Origin of the sequence: Nocardia sp. NPDC051900, assembly GCF_044452545.1 — a bacterium.
Lineage (GTDB): Bacteria > Actinomycetota > Actinomycetes > Mycobacteriales > Mycobacteriaceae > Nocardia > Nocardia sichangensis.
In genome coordinates this window covers 53,147-72,081 of the sequence record NZ_JBITBU010000009.1, presented here as the reverse complement: position 1 = coordinate 72,081, position 18,935 = coordinate 53,147, and the positions used below count along the sequence as shown (strand labels likewise).

14 protein-coding genes are annotated in these 18,935 nt (G+C 69.7%); 8 read left to right on the top strand and 6 right to left on the bottom strand.

Annotated features, from left to right (window positions below):
* Positions 1 to 3 precede the first annotated feature (3 nt).
* The gene (locus tag ACIA5H_RS16950) at positions 4 to 1,299 is read right to left on the bottom strand and encodes an MFS transporter (RefSeq protein WP_355070346.1); all 1,296 of its coding nucleotides are present in this window, start codon (positions 1,297 to 1,299) and stop codon (positions 4 to 6) included.
* A 190-nt stretch (positions 1,300 to 1,489) separates the two neighbouring features.
* Between ACIA5H_RS16950 and ACIA5H_RS16945 the strand changes: the two genes are divergently transcribed.
* The 3 genes from ACIA5H_RS16945 to ACIA5H_RS16935 all read left to right on the top strand — a co-directional run bounded on the left by ACIA5H_RS16945 (position 1,490) and on the right by ACIA5H_RS16935 (position 5,008).
* Positions 1,490 to 2,233, top strand: coding sequence for a VOC family protein (locus ACIA5H_RS16945; protein WP_355070344.1), 744 nt, complete (start codon positions 1,490 to 1,492; stop codon positions 2,231 to 2,233).
* A 94-nt stretch (positions 2,234 to 2,327) separates the two neighbouring features.
* Positions 2,328 to 3,845: a methyltransferase gene (locus tag ACIA5H_RS16940; protein ID WP_397076733.1), complete on the top strand. Its 1,518-nt coding sequence runs from the start codon at positions 2,328 to 2,330 to the stop codon at positions 3,843 to 3,845.
* A 194-nt stretch (positions 3,846 to 4,039) separates the two neighbouring features.
* Positions 4,040 to 5,008: a sigma-70 family RNA polymerase sigma factor gene (locus ACIA5H_RS16935; protein ID WP_355070340.1), complete on the top strand. Its 969-nt coding sequence runs from the start codon at positions 4,040 to 4,042 to the stop codon at positions 5,006 to 5,008.
* Between the two features lie 164 nt (positions 5,009 to 5,172).
* On the opposite strand, the gene ACIA5H_RS16930 is transcribed toward ACIA5H_RS16935, so the two are convergent.
* The 3 genes from ACIA5H_RS16930 to ACIA5H_RS16920 form a co-directional block, all read right to left on the bottom strand.
* Positions 5,173 to 5,475, bottom strand: coding sequence for a DUF4333 domain-containing protein (locus tag ACIA5H_RS16930; protein ID WP_379251179.1), 303 nt, complete (start codon positions 5,473 to 5,475; stop codon positions 5,173 to 5,175).
* Positions 5,476 to 5,645: 170 nt separating this feature from the next.
* Positions 5,646 to 8,318 carry a GNAT family N-acetyltransferase gene (locus ACIA5H_RS16925; RefSeq protein ID WP_397076732.1) on the bottom strand — a complete coding sequence of 891 codons (2,673 nt, stop codon included), beginning with the start codon at positions 8,316 to 8,318 and terminating at the stop codon, positions 5,646 to 5,648.
* Positions 8,311 to 9,582 (bottom strand): acetoin utilization protein AcuC, encoded by a 1,272-nt coding sequence (locus ACIA5H_RS16920; RefSeq protein WP_397076731.1) that lies wholly within the window; start codon positions 9,580 to 9,582, stop codon positions 8,311 to 8,313. The genes ACIA5H_RS16925 and ACIA5H_RS16920 overlap by 8 nt, the downstream gene beginning before the upstream one ends.
* A 209-nt stretch (positions 9,583 to 9,791) precedes the next feature.
* On the opposite strand from ACIA5H_RS16920, the gene ACIA5H_RS16915 reads away from it, so the two are divergent.
* Together ACIA5H_RS16915 and galE are read left to right on the top strand one after the other, a co-directional pair.
* On the top strand, positions 9,792 to 10,478 hold the full coding sequence (locus ACIA5H_RS16915) for an iron dependent repressor, metal binding and dimerization domain protein (protein ID WP_379251182.1): 687 nt from the start codon (positions 9,792 to 9,794) through the stop codon (positions 10,476 to 10,478).
* 3 nt (positions 10,479 to 10,481) lie between these two features.
* The gene (gene galE, locus ACIA5H_RS16910) at positions 10,482 to 11,462 is read left to right on the top strand and encodes a UDP-glucose 4-epimerase GalE (protein ID WP_379251183.1); all 981 of its coding nucleotides are present in this window, start codon (positions 10,482 to 10,484) and stop codon (positions 11,460 to 11,462) included.
* Positions 11,463 to 11,647: 185 nt separating this feature from the next.
* On the opposite strand, the gene ACIA5H_RS16905 is transcribed toward galE, so the two are convergent.
* Together ACIA5H_RS16905 and ACIA5H_RS16900 are read right to left on the bottom strand one after the other, a co-directional pair.
* Complete coding sequence (locus ACIA5H_RS16905) at positions 11,648 to 12,721, bottom strand: DUF4192 domain-containing protein (RefSeq protein WP_397076730.1); 1,074 nt, start codon at positions 12,719 to 12,721, stop codon at positions 11,648 to 11,650.
* A gap of 442 nt (positions 12,722 to 13,163) precedes the next feature.
* Positions 13,164 to 13,862, bottom strand: a complete 699-nt coding sequence (locus tag ACIA5H_RS16900; protein ID WP_397076729.1) for a sensor domain-containing protein — start codon at positions 13,860 to 13,862, stop codon at positions 13,164 to 13,166.
* Positions 13,863 to 14,143: 281 nt separating this feature from the next.
* On the opposite strand from ACIA5H_RS16900, the gene ACIA5H_RS16895 reads away from it, so the two are divergent.
* The 3 genes from ACIA5H_RS16895 (at position 14,144) to ACIA5H_RS16885 (ending at position 18,935) form a co-directional block, all read left to right on the top strand.
* Positions 14,144 to 15,088, top strand: coding sequence for a PAC2 family protein (locus tag ACIA5H_RS16895; RefSeq protein WP_355070327.1), 945 nt, complete (start codon positions 14,144 to 14,146; stop codon positions 15,086 to 15,088).
* Between the two features lie 69 nt (positions 15,089 to 15,157).
* Positions 15,158 to 17,656, top strand: a complete 2,499-nt coding sequence (locus tag ACIA5H_RS16890; protein ID WP_355070326.1) for a DUF3516 domain-containing protein — start codon at positions 15,158 to 15,160, stop codon at positions 17,654 to 17,656.
* A 163-nt stretch (positions 17,657 to 17,819) separates the two neighbouring features.
* Positions 17,820 to 18,935: a type III PLP-dependent enzyme gene (locus tag ACIA5H_RS16885; RefSeq protein WP_379251190.1), complete on the top strand. Its 1,116-nt coding sequence runs from the start codon at positions 17,820 to 17,822 to the stop codon at positions 18,933 to 18,935.

Here is an 18,935-nt window from a genome sequence, read left to right as displayed (position 1 = left end):
GGCTCACCGCGCCGCTGCCGGAGGCCTGCGGACGACGGCCGACATCACGGCGGCGGCGCCGCACAGAGCGCCCGCCAGGTACCAGGCGAGGTCGTAGCTGCCTTGCAGGTCACGGATCACGCCCGCGCCGGTGGCCGCCACCGCCGAGCCGATCTGGTGCGAGGCGAACACCCAGCCGAACGCGACGGGGCCGTCGGCGCCGAACAGTTCGCGGCACAGCACGACCGTCGGCGGCACCGTGGCCACCCAGTCCAGACCGTAGAAGACGATGAACACCCACAGGCTCGGTTGCGTGTCCGGACCCAGCAGCGCGGGCAGGATCAGCAACGACAGACCGCGCAGCGTGTAGTAGCCGATCAGCAGGTAGCGCGGATCGATCCGGTCGGTCAGCCAGCCCGAGGCGATGGTGCCCGCCACGTCGAAGACGCCGACGACGGCCAGCAGGCTCGCCGCGGCGGTCGGCGGCATGCCGTGATCGTGCGCGGCACTGACGAAATGAGTGCCGACCAGCCCGTTGGTGGACGCGCCGCACACCGCGAAACCGCCTGCGAGCAGCCAGAACCCGGGACGCCTCGCGATCGTCCCGAGCACCGTGAGCGCGCGCGACGCGCCGCCCGCGGCGGGCACGCGCAGGCCCGCCGTGCTGTCCGGCTCGGCGCCGTAGGCTCGCACGCCGAGGTCGCTCGGGTAGTCCCGGATGAACAGCACAACCAACGGCGCCACGGCCAGCGCCGCGCCCGCGACGATCAGCGACGGCAACCGCCAGCCGTGGGCGTGCGCCAGCGCCGACACCAACGGCAGGAAGACCAACTGTCCGGTCGCGCCCGCGGCGGTGAGCACGCCGGTGACCAGACCGCGCTGTCGCACGAACCACCGGCCGGTGATCGTGGCGACGAACGGCATGGACATCGACCCGACGCCGACACCGACCAGCAGGCCCCAGGTCAGCACGAGGTGCCACGGCCGGGACATGAAGACCGTCAGCCCGCTGCCCGCGGCGACCAGCAGCAGCGCGCAGGCGACCACCCTGCGGATGCCGAAGCGATCCATCAGCGCGGCGGCGAACGGCGAGATCAAGCCGTATAGCAACAGATTCAGTGAAACGGCCGTCCCGATGGTGCCGTGCGACCAGCCGAACTCCTCGTGTAACGGGTCCATCAGCACGCTGGGCACGGAGCGGAACGCGGCCGCGCCCAGCAGGGCGATGAAGCCCACGCCTGCGACCGGCCACGCCGGATGTAAGCGCCGGCGCGGCGCGGTAGCCAGGGAAACGGGAGTCGGCGTCTGCAGTTCGGTCACCCGATGAGCCTGCCCGAACCATGCTCACGCAACGAGTGGCTGAAATGCCACATAACATTGAATTCCTGCCAAATGTGGCGGCGCCGGTATTTTCTCGACAAGGCGGGCACGCGTCCCTAGGGTCGCATGAGGCCTCGCGCACCACGATCACCGGCCACGGTTTGTTGCGGGCGACAAGACAGGAGTGCACATGATTCGGTGGATCTGGGTCTTCCTGGACCGCCCGGCGCAGCGTTTCGACGACTGCGCGAAGTTCTGGTCCACGGTCACCGGCACCGAGCTCTCCCCTCGGCGCGGCGCGAACGACGAGTTCCTCACCCTGTTGCCGGACCCGGCGCTGTTCGCTGCGGCGAGCGTCAAGATGCAAGCGGTGACCGGCCTCGGCGGCGTCCACCTCGACCTGGACGTCGACGACATCCCCTCCGCCGTGCGCACCGCGCTCGGCCTCGGGGCCGAGCTGGTCGCCAACCATCCCGGCTACGCCGTCCTGCGATCCCCCGGCGGCCAGACGTTCTGCCTGACTCCCAGCGGCCGCGCCACCAGCACGCCCGCTCCCGCCGTGCGGGCTCCGGACGGCGCGCTGTCGCGCCTGGACCAGGTGTGCCTCGATATCGGCCCCGACGATCACGAGGTCGAGACCCGCTTCTGGACGCTGCTGACCGGCTGGACCCATCAACCGGGCAGACGGCCGGAGTTCGCCCGGTTGCGCTCCGAGGAACGGCAGCTGCCCGCGCAGCTACTGTTGCAGCGCCTCGGCGAGAACCGCCCGACCAGCGCGCACGTCGATCTGGCGGCCACCGACATCGACGCCACCGCCGCGTGGCACGAGTCACTCGGTGCGACCGTGGTGGAACGTCACGAACACTGGATAGTCCTGAGCGATCCCGGCGACGCGTTGTACTGCGTCACCGGACGCGACCCCAGCGGGGTCTGACCGGCTCCGGCGGCGGCCCGAGTGGCAGCGCGGTGCCGCGGAACACAGCGGGCACCTGATCCGCGCCCGGTGGTCGCGGTGGCAGAGTACGGGTGTGCCTACGAACCGATCGACGACCACCGGATCGCTGCTCGCCGCGCTGTGCCCGGATCTGCGGACCGCGCTCACGCGGGTGGGCTACGACGCCGACACCCTGCTCGAGGTGCTCGGCGAGGCGCACGCGGCGCTGGGCCGGTCGGAGCCGGTACCGGTGCGCCGCGCGGCCCGCGCGGCAGGCGAGCTGGGCACCCTCATCCGTCTGTTGCTGCTGGGCGACGCGCTGCCCGAGCGGGAGGTGGCCGCGGCGCTGGCGCCGGTCGAGATGGATCGCGCGGTCGCGGCGGGCCTGCTGGAGCGTGAGGGCGACGAGGTGCGTGCGGCGCTCGACCTGCGGCCGCTCGACACGGGCGCGGGCACTCGGTGGGTGCTGTCCGACCTCGACGACTCGATGCGCAGGCGCACACTGACCGAGGATCACGTACTCGGCGTCGGCCACGCCTCCCTCTCGCTGCTGCGCGCCACACCCACCCGGCCGGTCGGCACGGTGCTCGACCTCGGCACCGGGTGCGGCGTGCAGGCGGTGCACGCCGCCTCCTACGCGCGGCGCGTGACCGCCACCGATGTCAATCCCCGCGCATTGTGGCTGGCCGAGGCCACCGCCGCGCTCAACGAGCTGGACATCGAACTGGTGGAAGGCTCCTGGTTCGACCCGGTGCGGGGCAGGCGGTTCGACCAGGTCGTGGCCAATCCTCCGTTCGTGGTGGGCCCGGGGCGTGTCGAGCACACCTATCGCGATTCCGGCCTCGCACTGGACGGCGCGAGCGAGTTGGTCATCTCGCAGGCCGCCGACTTGCTGGCGCCCGGCGGTACCGCCGCGATGCTCGCCGCGTGGGTCCATGTCGACGACGAGGACTGGCGCGGGCGCGTCTCCTCCTGGTTGCCCGCGCACGGGGTGGACGCCTGGGTGGTGCAACGTGACGTCGCCGACCCAGCCCTGTACGTGGGCACCTGGTTGCGCGACGCGGGCGCGGACCCGCGCGATCCCGCCACGCAGGCCCGCGCGGAGCGCTGGCTGGACGCCTTCGAGGCAGCCGACGTGGCGGGCATCGGGTTCGGGTTCGTCTACCTGCGCGCCATCGATGGGCCGACCGAATTGCTCGCCGAGGACCTCACCCACGGCTTCGATGATCCGCTCGGCGAGGAGGCCTTCCGGTATTTCGAGCGCTCGGCCTGGTTGCGGGCCGTCGCCGGCGACGAAAATCTCGCCTGGTCTTCACGTTTCGCCGTGGACCGGGCGACGGCGCTGGAGCGGGTGTATCTGCACGACGCCGAGGGATGGGCGCCGAAGGTGGCGCGACTGCATCGCGGCGACGGCCCCCGCTGGCAGCACGAAGTGGATGAGGCGACGATCTCACTGCTGGCGGGAATGCACGCCGACGGCCTGCCGTTGTACGACCTGATCGAACTGCTGGCGCTCGCCCATGGATCCGATGCGGTGGGCACCGAGTTCGCCGCCGACGCGTTGTCCGTGGTCACCGGCCTGGTTCGGCACGGATTGATCAAGCCCGTGTGAGAAACGGCAGCCGCGCGCCGGCCGGTGCAGGTCCTGGCCGGGGATCGTCCCCGCGCTGCGGCGCTTCTCAGGAACTTCTCAGACGAGAGGGGCGAAAACCGCTGCTCAGAGCGGTTTATGCCAGCCGTAACGGGGAACTTTCTCCCTGTCGGGTCCGTTTATCGGAGTGAGACACCACCGACAGGAGGCAAGTCATGACAAGCCCCGCCACCACTCGTGTGCGCACCAGCGATTCGGACCTCGACGCTCAGAGCCCTGCCGCCGACTTGGTACGTGTGTACCTGAACGGAATCGGCCGCACCGCGCTGCTCACCGCTGCCGACGAGGTCGAGCTGGCCAAGCGCATCGAGGCGGGCCTCTACGCGCAGTACCTGCTGGAAACCGGCAAGCGACTGTCGGCGTCCCGCAAGCGTGATCTGGCGATGATCGTGCGCGACGGTCAGGCCGCCCGGTCGCACCTGCTCGAAGCCAACCTGCGCCTTGTTGTCTCGCTCGCCAAGCGGTACACCGGCCGCGGCATGCCGCTGCTCGACCTGATCCAAGAGGGCAACCTCGGGTTGATCCGCGCCATGGAGAAGTTCGACTACGCCAAGGGCTTCAAGTTCTCCACCTACGCCACCTGGTGGATCCGGCAGGCCATCACTCGCGGCATGGCCGACCAGAGCCGCACCATCCGCCTGCCCGTCCACCTCGTCGAGCAGGTGAACAAGCTGGCCAGGATCAAGCGCGAACTGCATCAGCAGCTGGGCCGCGAGGCCACCGACGAGGAACTGGCCAACGAATCCGGCATCCCGGTCGACAAGATCTCCGATCTGCTCGACCACAGCCGCGACCCGGTGAGCCTGGACATGCCGGTCGGCAACGACGAAGAGGCCCCGCTGGGCGACTTCATCGAGGACTCCGAGGCCACCTCGGCCGAGTCCGCGGTCATCGCCGGTCTGCTGCACCACGATGTGCGCAGCGTGCTCGCCACCCTGGACGAGCGCGAACAGCAGGTCATCCGGCTGCGGTTCGGCTTGGACGACGGCCAGCCGCGCACGCTGGACCAGATCGGCAAGCTCTTCGGTCTCTCCCGCGAGCGGGTGCGTCAGATCGAGCGTGAAGTCATGGCGAAGCTGCGCAAGGGTGAGCGGGCCGACCGGCTCCGCGCCTACGCCAGCTGATCGTCCGGCGCCGGCCGCCCCGAGACAGCGCCGGCGTTCGGCTCGGTGGCCCTTCCGCCAGGGTCACCTTCCCGCGCCGACCGGTATGCGCGCGTGCCCGTCCCCTCCGGGCGTCGCGCGGGCCGGTCGGCGGTGTCGTATCCCCCTCTCCGCGCCGCGTCGGCTCAGCTCTGGTCCACCGCGATGTCGTATTTCACGGTGTCGCCTTCCACCGAGGTCACCGTCAGCGTCACACCGAGCGTGTTCCCGGCCGCGGTGAGCGTGCAACGCATGGTGGTCCCTTCTTTGCCAGTGAGATCACCGGGGCAATCGATCGCGTCGGGTTCCTGCCCGACCTTCTCGGTGAGCGAGTCCTTGACCGACTTCTCCAAGTCGGCCTCCTTCACCTTCGGGGTGCCGATTGTGACGGAACACGCGGTGAGCGCCGCCGCGAGCAGCGACAAGACGGCAACACTGCGAATCTTCATGGCGAACAGGCCTTTCTGACGGACGAACGTGACATCCCCAGATCGCGACAGAAGCGATCGTCCGTTATCGGACATTTCGCGTGTGACGTGTGCGAGCCGATGTCTCAGCCGTGCCACGCGATGGGCGGGGCGTGCTGCGCAGCGAATTCGCCCGGCGGATCCGCCGAGGCTCAACCCAATCGGCGCGGACCTGTGTCGAAACGGCTGGGCTGCGGGCCGATCCGGGCGCGGGCGTACAGGATCTCGGCCGATGTCGGCGAGGCCAGCACCGGATCGAAGGACAGTTCCCGCATCTCCGGCAGGTCGTCGAACAGCGCCGAAATGCGCTGGGCCAGTTCGGCGAGGGCCGCTTTGTCCACGCGTGGACTCGCCGGCGTACCCGACAGCAACGGTGCGGCTCGCGGCGCGTCGATCAGGGCCGTCGCCTCGTCGGCGGTCAACGGCAGTGCCCGATAGGCGCGGTCGCCGAGCAACTCGATGATCAGGCCGGACAGGCCGAATTCGATCACCGAGCCGAACGACGGATCGTCCTGGACGCGCAGGATGCAACCGACACCCTTGGTGGCCATCTTCTGGATGTGCAGTACCGGATCACCGCACAACTCCGCCAAGTCCGCGTATCCCTGTCGCACCGCTTCGGGACGCCACAGATCGAGCCGAACGCCGGTGAGATCCGGTCTACGCCGCCACAACTCGCCGGTCGCCTTGGCCGCTACCGGATAGCCGAGTTCTTCCGCGGCGGCGACCGCTTCCTCGGCATTGCGTACCTCGCGGAACTCGACGACCGAGATGCCATAGCAAGCAAGCAGTTCCACCGTTTCCAGATCGGTGAGCCGCCGACCGCCCGAACCGGCCAGCCAATCGGCCACCAATTGACGCGCACGGTCGGTGTCGATGCCCTCCGGCCGCACCACCGGCGAGACCGGCCTGGTTCGCCATGCGGCGTATCGCCGCACCCGGGCCAGCGCTCGAGCCGCGCGTTCCGGATCCGGATACGACGGGATCGAGCCGTGCGCCGCCGTGGCGCCGGGACCACGCACCGCGAGCAGGTTCGGAATCCCTTGCTCGGCGACGAACGTGGTGAGAATCGGCTTGTTCGCCTCGGGCACCGCGGCCGCCGCCGCTCGGATCGCGTCGGCGAAACCGGCGGTCGGCAGCGGCACCGGAGGTGCGAAAACGACGATCAAGGCGTCCGTCTCGTCCGAGCGCAACGCTGCGACCAGAGCGTCCAGATACGCGCCCGGCGTCGCCTGCGGACCGAGGTTGACCGGCTCGCCGACCTCGAGGCCCTCCCCCTGCGCCGCGTCGACGGCCAGCCAGTTGAGCGCCGCGCTGTTGCCGACGACCGCCAGCCGCGAGCCGCGCGGCAACGGCTGATAGCCCAGCAGAGCGGCGCAGTCGAACAGTTCGGAGATCGAGTCGACCTGGACGATTCCGGCCTGGGCGAACAGATCCCGCACGATCGACCGGTCCATGTCCCCCGCGGGCTGAGCGACCGAGCGGCCGCTGCTCACCGCGACGATCGGCTTGGTCCGGGCCACCCGGCGCGCGATCCGGGAGAACTTGCGCGGATTACCGAAGCTTTCCAGGTACAGCAGCACCACATCGGTGTCCGAGTCGCTGTCCCAGTACTGCAGCAGGTCGTTGCCGGAGACGTCGGCACGGTTACCGGCCGACACGAACGTCGACAAACCGAGATTGCGGGCGGCCGCCTCCCCGAGGATGGCCGCGCCCAAGGGCCCGGACTGGCAGAAGAAACCGATACGTCCGCGACCGGGCAACACCGGGGCGAGGGTCGCGTTCATGGCGACCGCCGGATCGGTGTTCGCGATGCCGAGCGCGCTCGGCCCGACCACGCGCATGCCGTGCCCACGAGCGGCCGCCACGAGTTCGCGTTCGGCCGCCGACCCCCCGGCGCCGGTCTCACCGAAACCCGCGGTCAGCACGACGAGGCCTTTGACCCCTTTGGCCATGCAGTCGTCGAGCACCGAGCCGATCGCCGCGGGCGGCACCGCGACCACGGCGAGATCGACCTCGTCGGGAATCTCCCGGACCGTCGCGTACGCCCGCACCCCGCGCACCGACTTGCGGTTCGGGTTCACCGGGAACACCGGCCCCTGGAACAGACCCGACAGCAGATTCGACAGCACCGCCCCGCCCACCCGCCCGGTCGCGGGGGTGGCGCCGATCACCGCCACCGATCGCGGGGTGAGCAGATTGCCCACGCTGCGCGCCTCGGATGCGCGTTCGCGCGAATCACGCACCGACAGCAATGCTTCGGTGGGGTCGATGGCGAACTCGAGATGCAGGACCGACCCGTCCCGGCTGCGCTCGACCTGGTAGCCCGCGTCGCGGAAGACCGTCACCATGACGGTGTTCTCCGCGAGCACCTCGGCGACGAAGGTCTCGATCTTGTTCTCGGCGGCGGCGCCGGCCAGATGCTCCAGCAGGATCGAGCCGAGCCCGCGCCCTTGATGGCCGTCGGCGACCACGAACGCGACCTCCGCCGCCCGCGGCCCATCCCGCTCCAGCAACTCGTAGCGGCCCACCGCGACGATCGCCTCGCCGAGTTCCAGCACCAGGCCGACCCGGTCGTGGTAGTCGACATGCGTGGTGCGATACAAATCCTTCGGCGAGATCCTGGGGTACGGGCCGAAATATCGCAGATACCTGGTGCGGTCCGACAGCGCGCCGTGGAACTCCTGCAGCCGCTCGGCGTCGTCGGGAGTGATCGGGCGCAGTCGTACGACGCCACCGTCGGAGGCGAGCACGTCGGCGAACCAGTGCTGCGGCGGCGGGGGCGGGGTGGCGGGAGTGTCCGCGGTGTCGGGAAAGTCAGTCACGAGGATCCTCCGGGTCCAGACCCAGCAACCCGAAAGTCGCTCGGCGGGTGGCCAGCACGGCCATGTCGACGGCACGTTGGGCGCGATCGACCCGTACGTCACCGGTCTCACCGGTACCGCCGGGGCCGTCCCATGGACGGTAGGCGACGTCACCGCCGTCGCCCATGGTGCGCGGCGGGTCCGCCCGCGGCACCGCCACGCCGATCAGGTCGATCCAGTCCTGCGGGATCGCTGTCGCGGGATCGATGGTGCGATCCAACGCGGTGGCCAGCAAGTGGGTCCAGGCCCGCGGCACCACCCGGACCAACCCGTATCCGCCACCACCGACGGCCAGCCAGCGTCCTTCGGCACAGCGGTCGGCGAGTTCGCGCATGGCGCGGAAGGCCGCGCGCTGTCCGTCGACGGTGAGTTCCAGGTCGGCCAGCGGATCTTCCCGATGGCTGTCCACCCCGCACTGGCTGACCACGATCTGCGGACGGAATGCCTCCACCGCGCCCGGGACCACGGCATGAAACCCTCGCAGCCACTGAGCGTCCCGGGTGCCCGGCAGCAACGGCAGGTTGATCGACGTGCCCTCCGCCGCGCCAACGCCGATCTCCTCCGGCCAACCGGTGTTGGGCCACAGGGTGGCCGGATGCTGGTGCAGCGAGATGGTCAGCACCCGTGGGTCGGCGTAGAAGGCCCGTTGCACGCCGTCGCCGTGGTGCACATCCACGTCGATGTAGGCGATCCGGTCGAAACCGTGGTCCAGCAGCCAGGAAATGGCCACCGCCGCGTCGTTGTACACGCAGAACCCCGCCGCCGAATCGGCCATCGCGTGGTGCATGCCGCCGCCGATGCTCACCGCCCGGTTGGTGCGGCCCTCCGCGATCTCCCTGGCCGCGGCCAGCGTGCCGCCGACGATCGTGGACGCCGCCTGGTGCATTCGCGGAAAAACCGGATTGTCCGGGGAACCGAGACCGAAGGGTGGAGCGGCAGGCGAACCCGTCGGCGGCACGGCGCGTTCGACCGCGTCCAGGTAGTCGGGCGTGTGGACGCGCAGCAGATCGGGGCGTTCCGCGGCGGCGGGCTCGAGCACTTCGACGCCATCGAGCAAGCCGAGACTCTCCGCCAGCGCCATGGTGAACTTCAGGCGCGCGGGCTGCATCGGGTGCTCCGGAGTCCAGCGGTAATCCAGGAACCGCTCGGTCCAGACGACGGTTGCGGGGCGGCTCGTTCCGGGCGAAATCGGCGCCCGAGGTTCGCCGCGCGGTGCAGTGGCCATGCTCGCAACGCTAGCGGGAAGCAAGGAACCCCGCGAAACGTTCCTATGCAGTACAAATACAAGAAAGTATGCTCACGGCCGCCTGCCGTGCGCCGATCACGTTCCCGCAATGCCGCCGGAGATGTCGTGCGCAGCGTGGAGCGACACGATCCGGCACACGGGGGTGCCGTCGTGCGTGGGTAGAATTCGTGCCGACGAAGGGGTAACAGGTGAAGGATCTGGTCGACACCACGGAGATGTATCTCCGTACCATCTACGACCTCGAGGAGGAGGGCGTGGTGCCCCTGCGCGCCCGGATCGCCGAGCGCCTCGAACAGAGTGGTCCCACCGTGAGCCAGACCGTCGCGCGCATGGAACGGGACGGTTTGCTGCTGGTCGCCGGAGACCGTCATCTGGAACTGACCGAGAAGGGGCGCAGCATGGCCGTCGCGGTCATGCGCAAGCACCGGCTGGCCGAACGGCTGCTGGTCGACATCATCGGCCTGGACTGGCAGAACGTGCACGCGGAGGCCTGTCGCTGGGAGCACGTGATGAGCGAGGACGTCGAGCGCCGTTTGGTCGAGGTGCTCAACCACCCCACCACCTCCCCGTACGGCAACCCCATTCCCGGCCTGGACGAACTGGGCATCATTCCGCCCGTCGCCGCCGACGAGACGCTGCTGCGCCTGTCGGATCTGCCGAACGGCCAGCAGCACGCCGTCGTCGTGCGCAGGCTCGCCGAGCACATCCAGACCGACCCCGAAGTCATCGGCCGACTGCGGGAGGCGGGCGTGGTGCCCGACGCCCGCGTCACGGTGGAGACGAGGCAGGGTTCGGTGATCATCACCGTGCCGGGTCACGACGGCTTCGAACTGCCCGACGAGATGGCGCACGCCGTCCAGGTGAAGCTGGCCTGACACGTGAGACTTCTCGTCACGGGTGGCGCGGGTTACGTCGGCGGCGTCTGCGCCCAAGTTCTGCTGGAAGCCGGCCACGAGGTGATCGTGGTCGATGATCTGTCCACCGGCAATGCCGAGGGCGTGCCCTCCGCCGCCCGGTTCGTCCAGGGTGACGTGGCGGTCGCCGCGCCGGAGCTGCTGGCCGCCGAACCCTTCGACGCTGTTCTGCATTTCGCGGCCCAGTCGCTGGTCGGCGAGTCGGTGCAGCAGCCGGAGAAGTACTGGCACGGCAACGTCGTGAAGACGTTCGAGCTGCTGGAGGCGATGCGGCGCACGGGAACGCCGCGTCTGGTCTTCTCCTCCACCGCCGCGGTCTACGGGGAACCGGAGCGGGTGCCGATCACCGAGGATGCCCCGACCCGCCCGACCAATCCGTACGGCGCGTCGAAGCTGGCCATCGACCATGCCATCACCTCCTACGCGATCGCGCACGGGCTGGCGGCGACCAGCCTGCGGTACTTCAACGTCGCAGGCGCCTATGGCGGACTGGGCGAGAACCGAGTGGTGGAAACGCATCTCATCCCGCTGGTCCTGCAAGTCGCAGCCGGGCACCGCAAGGCGATCTCGGTCTTCGGCACCGATTGGCCCACCCCCGACGGGACCGCGGTCCGCGACTACATCCACATCCGCGACCTCGCTCAGGCCCATCTGCTGGCCTTGACGACCGCCGAGCCGGGCACCCACCGGATCTACAACCTCGGCAGTGGCACCGGATTCTCCGTTCGCGAGGTGATCTCGGCCTGCGAGCGCGTCACCGGCCTCCCGATCGCCGCGCAGGACGCGCCCCGTCGTCCCGGCGACCCGGCGACGCTCATCGCGTCCAGCGAACGCGCCATCACCGAGCTGGGCTGGCGTCCCGAGCACAACGATCTCGACGAAATCGTCACCGACGCTTGGGCTTTCCTGCGATCGCTCGGCTCCCGCGCGCACAGCGCGCGATAATCCGCCACCTGCGGTCCGAGTCGACCCCGCACCGACTCGGGCCGCGGCGCCGACGCAACTGGCCCGGAGCCGACTTCGCCGCGACGACACCTGCCCGGACGAAGCACGGTGTTCCGCCGAATCGTCACGGTGATCCGGCGCGGGCAGCATCGCGAACTCGTTGTCACCGATCCGCATATCCGGCTTCACGGCGCCGGTTCCCCCAGGTCGACACCGAGACCAGCGGCGGTCCGGTAGCCGCTGCGCGCGAGGCGACGCAACTGTTCCGGGCGCATGCCCAGGCGCAGCGAGGTGTCGAGCAGCATCGCCATCGGATGCCCCGGATCCGCCTCCAGCGCGGCTTCCAGCGCGATGCCCGCCAGTGGTCCGTCACCACGGACGTAGGCGCTGTAGCCGAGCAGTGCGGCGGCCTCGGCACGATCCGCGCCGGTCAGCGCGCGGGTCAGCGCGATCCACACCGCCTCCGCCGCGGCGGCGTGGTCGCCAACGGCCAGTGCGAACATCGTGTCCCGCACCGCCCGATCGCGCAGGGCCGCGGTGATCTTCGCGAGTTCGGGCGCCATCAGCGCCGCGCCCGAGGCGGTGTTGGCGATCTGCCACAGCACATGGTCCAGCGCTTGCCTGCTGTATCCGATCGGATCGCCGCGACGCGCGGCCCGGGCGTAGCGTTCGCCCGCACGCGCGAGCGCGTCCGGCAGGTGCGCCGCCATCTCGGCACATGCGAGCGGATCGGGCGCGACCAGACCGGTGAGTTCGGAACGGGAACCGCGGATCGGCCTGCCTTCCAGCACGTGGGTCAGCGTCACCAGAGAGGCCGCAGGATCACGGAGCACTCCGCGCCGCCGTGGTCCCGTCAAGGTCCACCACCGCTGCCCGGCGGCGATCGCAGGCACGGCCCACACTCCGGCCAGCGAGATGTCACACGCTGCCAGCCGCCTGCCGAGCGAGCCGACCAGCGCGTCGAATCGTCCGGCCGCGCATCTCGACCGGTCGGCGCTCGGCTCCACGGCGCGTTCGTCGACGACGACGGCCATGACCTCGGCCGCCTGGTCGTGCGCGCAGATCCGCGCGACCGCGGCAGCCAGCGTCGCACCCCGCACGCGGCGGCCACCGGGCGAATCCAGGTCGAAGCGCACCACCGCGTCGACCGTCGCACCGCCGGGCGTCCCGTGCCGCAGGACGAGCACGACCACCGACCGTTCCGGGGTGAATCCGAGCATCGCGGGCACCGCGGCAATCAACTCCGCCGGATCATCCACGCACACAACATGTTCCGGAGCACCATGGAACTGCGGAGGATCTTCGCCGCATCGAGCGTGCCGAGATCGACCACCGGGAGTCCACGCGTCTGTTCTGTCCTCCGCCGCGCGCGAATGCGAGTGCGGCGCGGCGATCGCTGCGGGAACGGCGCGTGGCGCGGTGTCGGAGCGAGCGCCGCACCTCGATGGATGGTTGCGGCCGGAATCCGGCCGTGATTCGTCGTCCATGCCTGCATGTCCGGCATCGACCGGTTCGGGGGCTCGAAACGGGTTCGCGGAAGTGGTCATGCTTCGACCATGCGGCTCGGTGGACTCCGGTCATCGACGCCGACCTGGCGATTCCGCCGCCCTGGGGAATCCGCTTCGCGCTGTGCACGACTCGGCCGACACGACGGCGGTATCGCGATTCGTGTCGGAGGCGCCTGCTACCGTGCCGCCCGCGCTACCTCTCGCGCACTTTGCGCACCGCCGTGGCGAACAGCGCATCCAGCGCGGGGGTATCCGGTTCGCCCTCGGCGAACGACATGTAGGTCACCGAGATTCGCACGTCCCCCACTTGCGCGACGTGCGTGCGCATGGTTTGGGTCAGCCGGGCGCCTCCCGACTCCGGCCGAACTGTCCTCCGCAGCGAGAGGGTGTCGTCGGCGTCGATCGGCGGCGGCGAGTCCAACTCGGACGTCACGGTAGTAGCGGCGCCCGCTCGGTTGACCCGCACCGATCGGCACTGCTCCAGCCGGGCGCGCAGGGCGGCCAGCGGCTCGCCGCTGCGGGTCAATTCGACGGTCAGCGTCGCGCGGGTCGCGTCGTCCGTGCCGACCGCCATCGCGGTGCGATCGGGCCCGAAGTCCTGATTCGGCGGCACGCACCGGCTGGGCTGGACGTTCGCACCGCGGCCCATGCCGTCCAGGTCGCCCGCCGCCTGAGCCACGGCGTCCTGGGGCAGCACCACCGCCGCGTACGGCGGCGGAAACTGGCTCGGATCCGGTAGCAATGTCGGCAGTTCCGCGCTGACGTGCCGGGTCACCGCGGTCGGCGCCGACGAGACCGGGCGCCCCGGTACCGTCGACCCGCATCCTGCGAGCAGCACCGCGCAGACGACGGGCGCCACCCGGCCCAGCCGCATGCGCCTCGAATCCGCCACGGTCACATCCCCACTGTGCCAAACTCCTCGTGTCCGGTCGGCGATGCCACGCCGCCGGGCCGGGAATGCGCGGCCCACCGATGCTGTTGGCTCGGAGTACGGGTCGGTGTCCGGCCGTGCGCGGCGACCGCCACGGCATGGGGGACAATGGACAGTGGTCCCCGGTTCGGACGACTGCTCGTCTCCGCACCACCAGGAGTGGCGAACGATTGGGCAGGCAACCACACTGGCGCGTGAGGCACGCGTCCGGGCCGCAGGAGCCGCGCAGGAAGGAGTACGCGATGGACTACGAGTCGCGAATGTACGAACTGGAGTTCCCCGCTCCGCAGCTGTCGTCCGCCGACGGCGCGGGCCCGGTCCTGGTGCACGGACTGGAAGGCTTCACCGACGCCGGGCACGCGGTGCGGTTGGCGACCACGCACCTGCGCGAAAGCCTCGAAAGCGAACTGGTCGCCTCGTTCGACGTGGACGAGCTGCTGGACTACCGGTCGCGGCGCCCGCTCATGACGTTCAAGACCGATCATTTCTCCGATTACGCCGAGCCGGAACTCAACCTCTGGGCATTGCGCGACACCGCGGGGACCCCGTTCCTGTTGCTCGCGGGTCTGGAGCCGGACCTACGCTGGGAGAAGTTCACCACCGCGGTGCGGCTGCTCGCCGACCAGCTGGGCGTGCGGCGCAGCATCGGCCTGAGCGCCATCCCGATGGCGATTCCGCACACTCGCCCGCTGGGCGTGACCGCGCACTCCTCCAACCGCGACCTGATCTCCGAGCACCAGCGGTGGCCGGGCGAGCTGCAGGTTCCTGGCAGCGCGTCGTCGCTGCTGGAATTCCGCATGGCGCAGCACGGTCACGAGTCGGTCGGCTTCTCGGTCCACGTGCCGCACTACCTGGCACAGACCGCCTACCCGGAGGCCGCGCAGACGCTGCTGGAGAACGTCGCCGACAACGCGGGCCTGGAGTTCCCGCTGGCCGCGCTCGGCGAGGCCGCCGCCCGGGTACGCGAACAGGTCAACGAGCACATCGCGGGCAATGCCGAGGTGGAGACCGTCGTGCACGCGCTGGAGCGGCAGTACGACAGCTTCGTCACCGCGCAGGAACGCCAGTCGAGCCTGCTGGTCGGTGACGGCGAGTTGCCCAGCGGCGACGAGTTGGGCGCCGAATTCGAGCGATTTCTCGCCGAGCAAGGCCGTTACACCGGCGACGACGAGGGCGAACAGGACTGATCCGCCCGGCCGCCTGGTCCCGATCGCCCCTGCAAACGTGCTCACGGGCGAGGCCGTAGGGTTGTCGGAGTGGATCTGACCGAACTGCTCGACATCCCGGGGACCGACGCCGACGCGCTCTACGAGTCGTTCGGCATCTGGGCCGCCGAGCAGGGCACCCCGCTCTACCCCGCGCAGGACGAGGCGCTGCTCGAGCTGGCATCCGGATCCAACGTCATCCTCGCCACCCCAACCGGTTCCGGGAAGTCACTCGTCGCGGTCGGCGCGCATCTGTTCGCCCTCACCCAGGGCCTGCGCACGTATTACACCGCTCCGATCAAGGCGCTGGTGAGCGAGAAATTCTTCGCCCTGTGCGAGGTATTCGGCGCCGAACGCGTCGGCATGGTCACCGGCGACGCCGCGGTGAATCCGGACGCGCCGATCATCTGCGCGACCGCGGAGATCCTGGCCAATCTGGCGCTGCGCGAAGGCGCGGACGCCGCCGTCGGCCAAGTGGTGATGGACGAATTCCACTTCTACGCCGACCCCGATCGGGGGTGGGCCTGGCAGGTCCCGCTGCTGGAACTTCCCCGCGCCCAGTTCCTGCTCATGTCGGCCACCCTCGGGGAGGTCGATTTTTTCGCCCGTGACCTGGAGCGCCGGACCGGCCGCTCCACCGCGATCGTCGCGGGCACCGAGCGCCCCGTGCCGCTGAGCTTCTCCTATGCCCGCACCCCGATCACCGAGACGCTCGAAGAGCTGGTCACCACCCACCAGGCTCCGGTGTACGTCGTGCACTTCACGCAGGCCGCCGCGCTCGAACGTGCGCAGGCGCTGACGAGTGTGAATTTCGCGACGCGCGCCGAGAAGGACGCGATCGCCGACGCGCTGGGCGAATTCCGGTTCGCCGCCGGATTCGGCAAGACGCTGTCGCGGCTGATCCGGCACGGCATCGGCGTACATCACGCGGGCATGCTGCCGAAGTACCGGCGACTGGTGGAGCGCCTGGCCCAGGACGGCCTGCTGAAGGTGGTCTGCGGCACCGACACCCTCGGCGTCGGCATCAACGTGCCCATCCGCACGGTGCTGCTCACCGGGCTGACCAAATTCGACGGCGTGCGCACACGCAGGCTCAAGGCGCGGGAGTTCCACCAGATCGCGGGCCGCGCGGGCCGGGCGGGTTACGACACCATGGGCACCGTCGTCGTGCAGGCTCCGGAGCACGAGGTGGAGAACACTCGGCTGCTGGCGAAGGCGGGCGACGATCCCAAGAAGCAGCGCAAGGTGCAGCGGCGCAAACCGCCGGAAGGCTTCGTCTCCTGGAGTGAGGAGACCTTCGACCGCTTGGTCGCCGCGCAGCCGGAGCCGATGGTGTCGCGTTTCACGGTCACCAACGCCATGCTGCTGAATGTGATCGCCAGGCCGGGCAACTGCTTCACCGCCATGCGCCATCTGCTCGAAGACAACCACGAGCCGCGACCCGCCCAGCGCAGGCACATTCTGCGCGCCATCCGGCTGTATCGGGCGCTGCGCGACGCCGGGGTGGTGCAGCAACTGCCCGAACCCGACGCGCAGGGCCGCCGCGCCCGCCTGACCGTCGACCTGCAGCGTGACTTCGCCCTCGACCAGCCGCTGTCGCCGTTCGCGCTGGCCGCGCTGGAGTTGCTGGACAAACAGTCCCCGAGTTATACCCTCGACGTGGTGTCGCTCATCGAATCCACGTTGGAGGATCCGCGCCAGTTGCTCATGGCCCAGCAGCACAAGGCGCGCGGCGAGGCCATCGCGGAGATGAAGGCCGACGGCATCGACTACGACGAGCGGATGGAACTGCTCGAAGAGGTGACCTGGCCCAAGCCGCTGGCCGAACTGATCGAACCGGCCTTCGAGACCTACCGCGCCGGACACCCGTGGGTGTCGGAGTTCGCGCCGGCGCCGAAGTCGGTGGTGCGCGACATGATCGAGCGCGCCATGACCTTCGCCGAACTGATCTCCTTCTACGAGCTGGCCCGATCCGAGGGCGTGGTGCTGCGCTACCTCGCCGACGCCTATCGCGCGCTGCGGCGCACCGTGCCGGAGTCGGCGCGCACCGAAGAACTCGACGACATCACCGAGTGGCTCGGAGAGCTTGTGCGGCAAGTCGATTCGAGCCTGCTCGACGAATGGGAGCAACTGACCAACCCGGGCGCGGAGACCGACGCCGACCAGATCGCGTTCGGCGCCGAAACCGTGCGCCCGATCTCCGCCAACGAACGCGCGTTCCGGGTGATGGTCCGCAACGCGATGTTCCGCCGGGTCGAACTGGCCGCGCTGCGACGCTGGGACGAGCTGGCGGCACTCGGTCCCGGCCCGGACTGGGCCGAGGCACTCGCGGACTACTACGCGGAATACGAGCGCATCGGCACCGGACCCGACGCCAGGGGACCGCAACTGTTCCAAGTGGAACGAAGACCCGGATTCTGGCATGTGCGGCAGGTGCTGGAGGACCCGGCGGGCGACCACGGCTGGTCGATCGACGCGGTGGTCGATCTGGCCGAGTCCGACGCCGCGGGCGAGGTCGTCTTCGACGACGTCACCGTGTCCGCCGGCTGAGCCCGCATCGCCTACCGGCCACCTGTTCCCGCAGGTCAGCAGCTCCGTCGCGGCCTGATGACAGGGTTGCGCCACCATGGGGCGAATCCAGGTTTGGACGGATTCGTTACTGGGTAGGGGCCGCTGATACTCTCTCCCCCGCTGCCGAAGCGAAAGATCAACTATGCCCGAATCGCCGTACCTTGTCATCCATCCCGAGCGTGTCCGCCGGAATTACCGCGCGCTCGACGCCGCCCTGTCCGCGGGCACGGGCGCCGCGACGAGGATCCGTTTCGCCGTGAAGGCGAGCCCGGTGCCGGAGATCGTGCGCCTGCTGGACGAGGAAGGCGCGGAATTCGACGTAGCCAGCATCGGCGAGATCGACCTCTGCCTCGGGCTCGGCGTGGCGCCGGAGCGGCTGTGCTACGGCAACCCGATCAAGAAGGCCGCGCACATCGCCCGCGCCTACGCCCTCGGGGTGCGCCGCTTCGCCTTCGACACCGAGGACGATCTGCTGCGCATCGCCGAGCACGCGCCCGGCTCCGAGGTGGAGTGCCGCTTCCTCGCCTCGGCGCCGGAGTCGCGCACCCCGTTCGGCACGAAGTTCGGCTGCAGCCCCGGCGAGGCGTTCCGGCTGCTGGTCCGGGCCAGGGATCTCGGGCTGGTCGTCGCCGGACCCTACTTCCACGTCGGCTCTCAGCAACTGGATCCCACCGCGTGGCGGATCGGCATCGAGCAGGCGGGCCGGATCGCCGAGGCATTGGCCGACAAGGATATCGCGGTCGGCTCGGTGAACATCGGCGGCGGGCTGCCGATCTCCTACGCCGACCCGGCGCCCGCGCTGGGCGAGATCGCCGCGGTGGTGAACCACGCGGCGGCCGAATTCCTTTCCGGGAATACCGGATTGGTCGTCGAACCGGGCCGGGCACTGGTCGGTTCGGCGGGCACGATTCACGCCGAGGTCGTCGGCGTCCGCACCGCGCCGGACGGTCGGCGCTGGGTGTATCTCGACATCGGCCGCTACAACGGCATGGCCGAGACCGAGAACGAGTACATCGCCTACCGGTTCGTCACCGATCGCGACGGCGACCCCGTCGACGAGGCGGTGGTGGCCGGTCCGACCTGCGACGGCGACGATGTACTGTATCAACGCACGCGAGTCCTCCTACCGACCACGTTGCGAGCCGGTGATCGCGTTCGAATCCTCGACACCGGCGCCTATACCGCGAGCTATTCGTCGGTGTCCTTCAATGGTTTTCCGCCCTTGACCGTTCATGTCTCGGGCGCTGAGCGAGAGTGA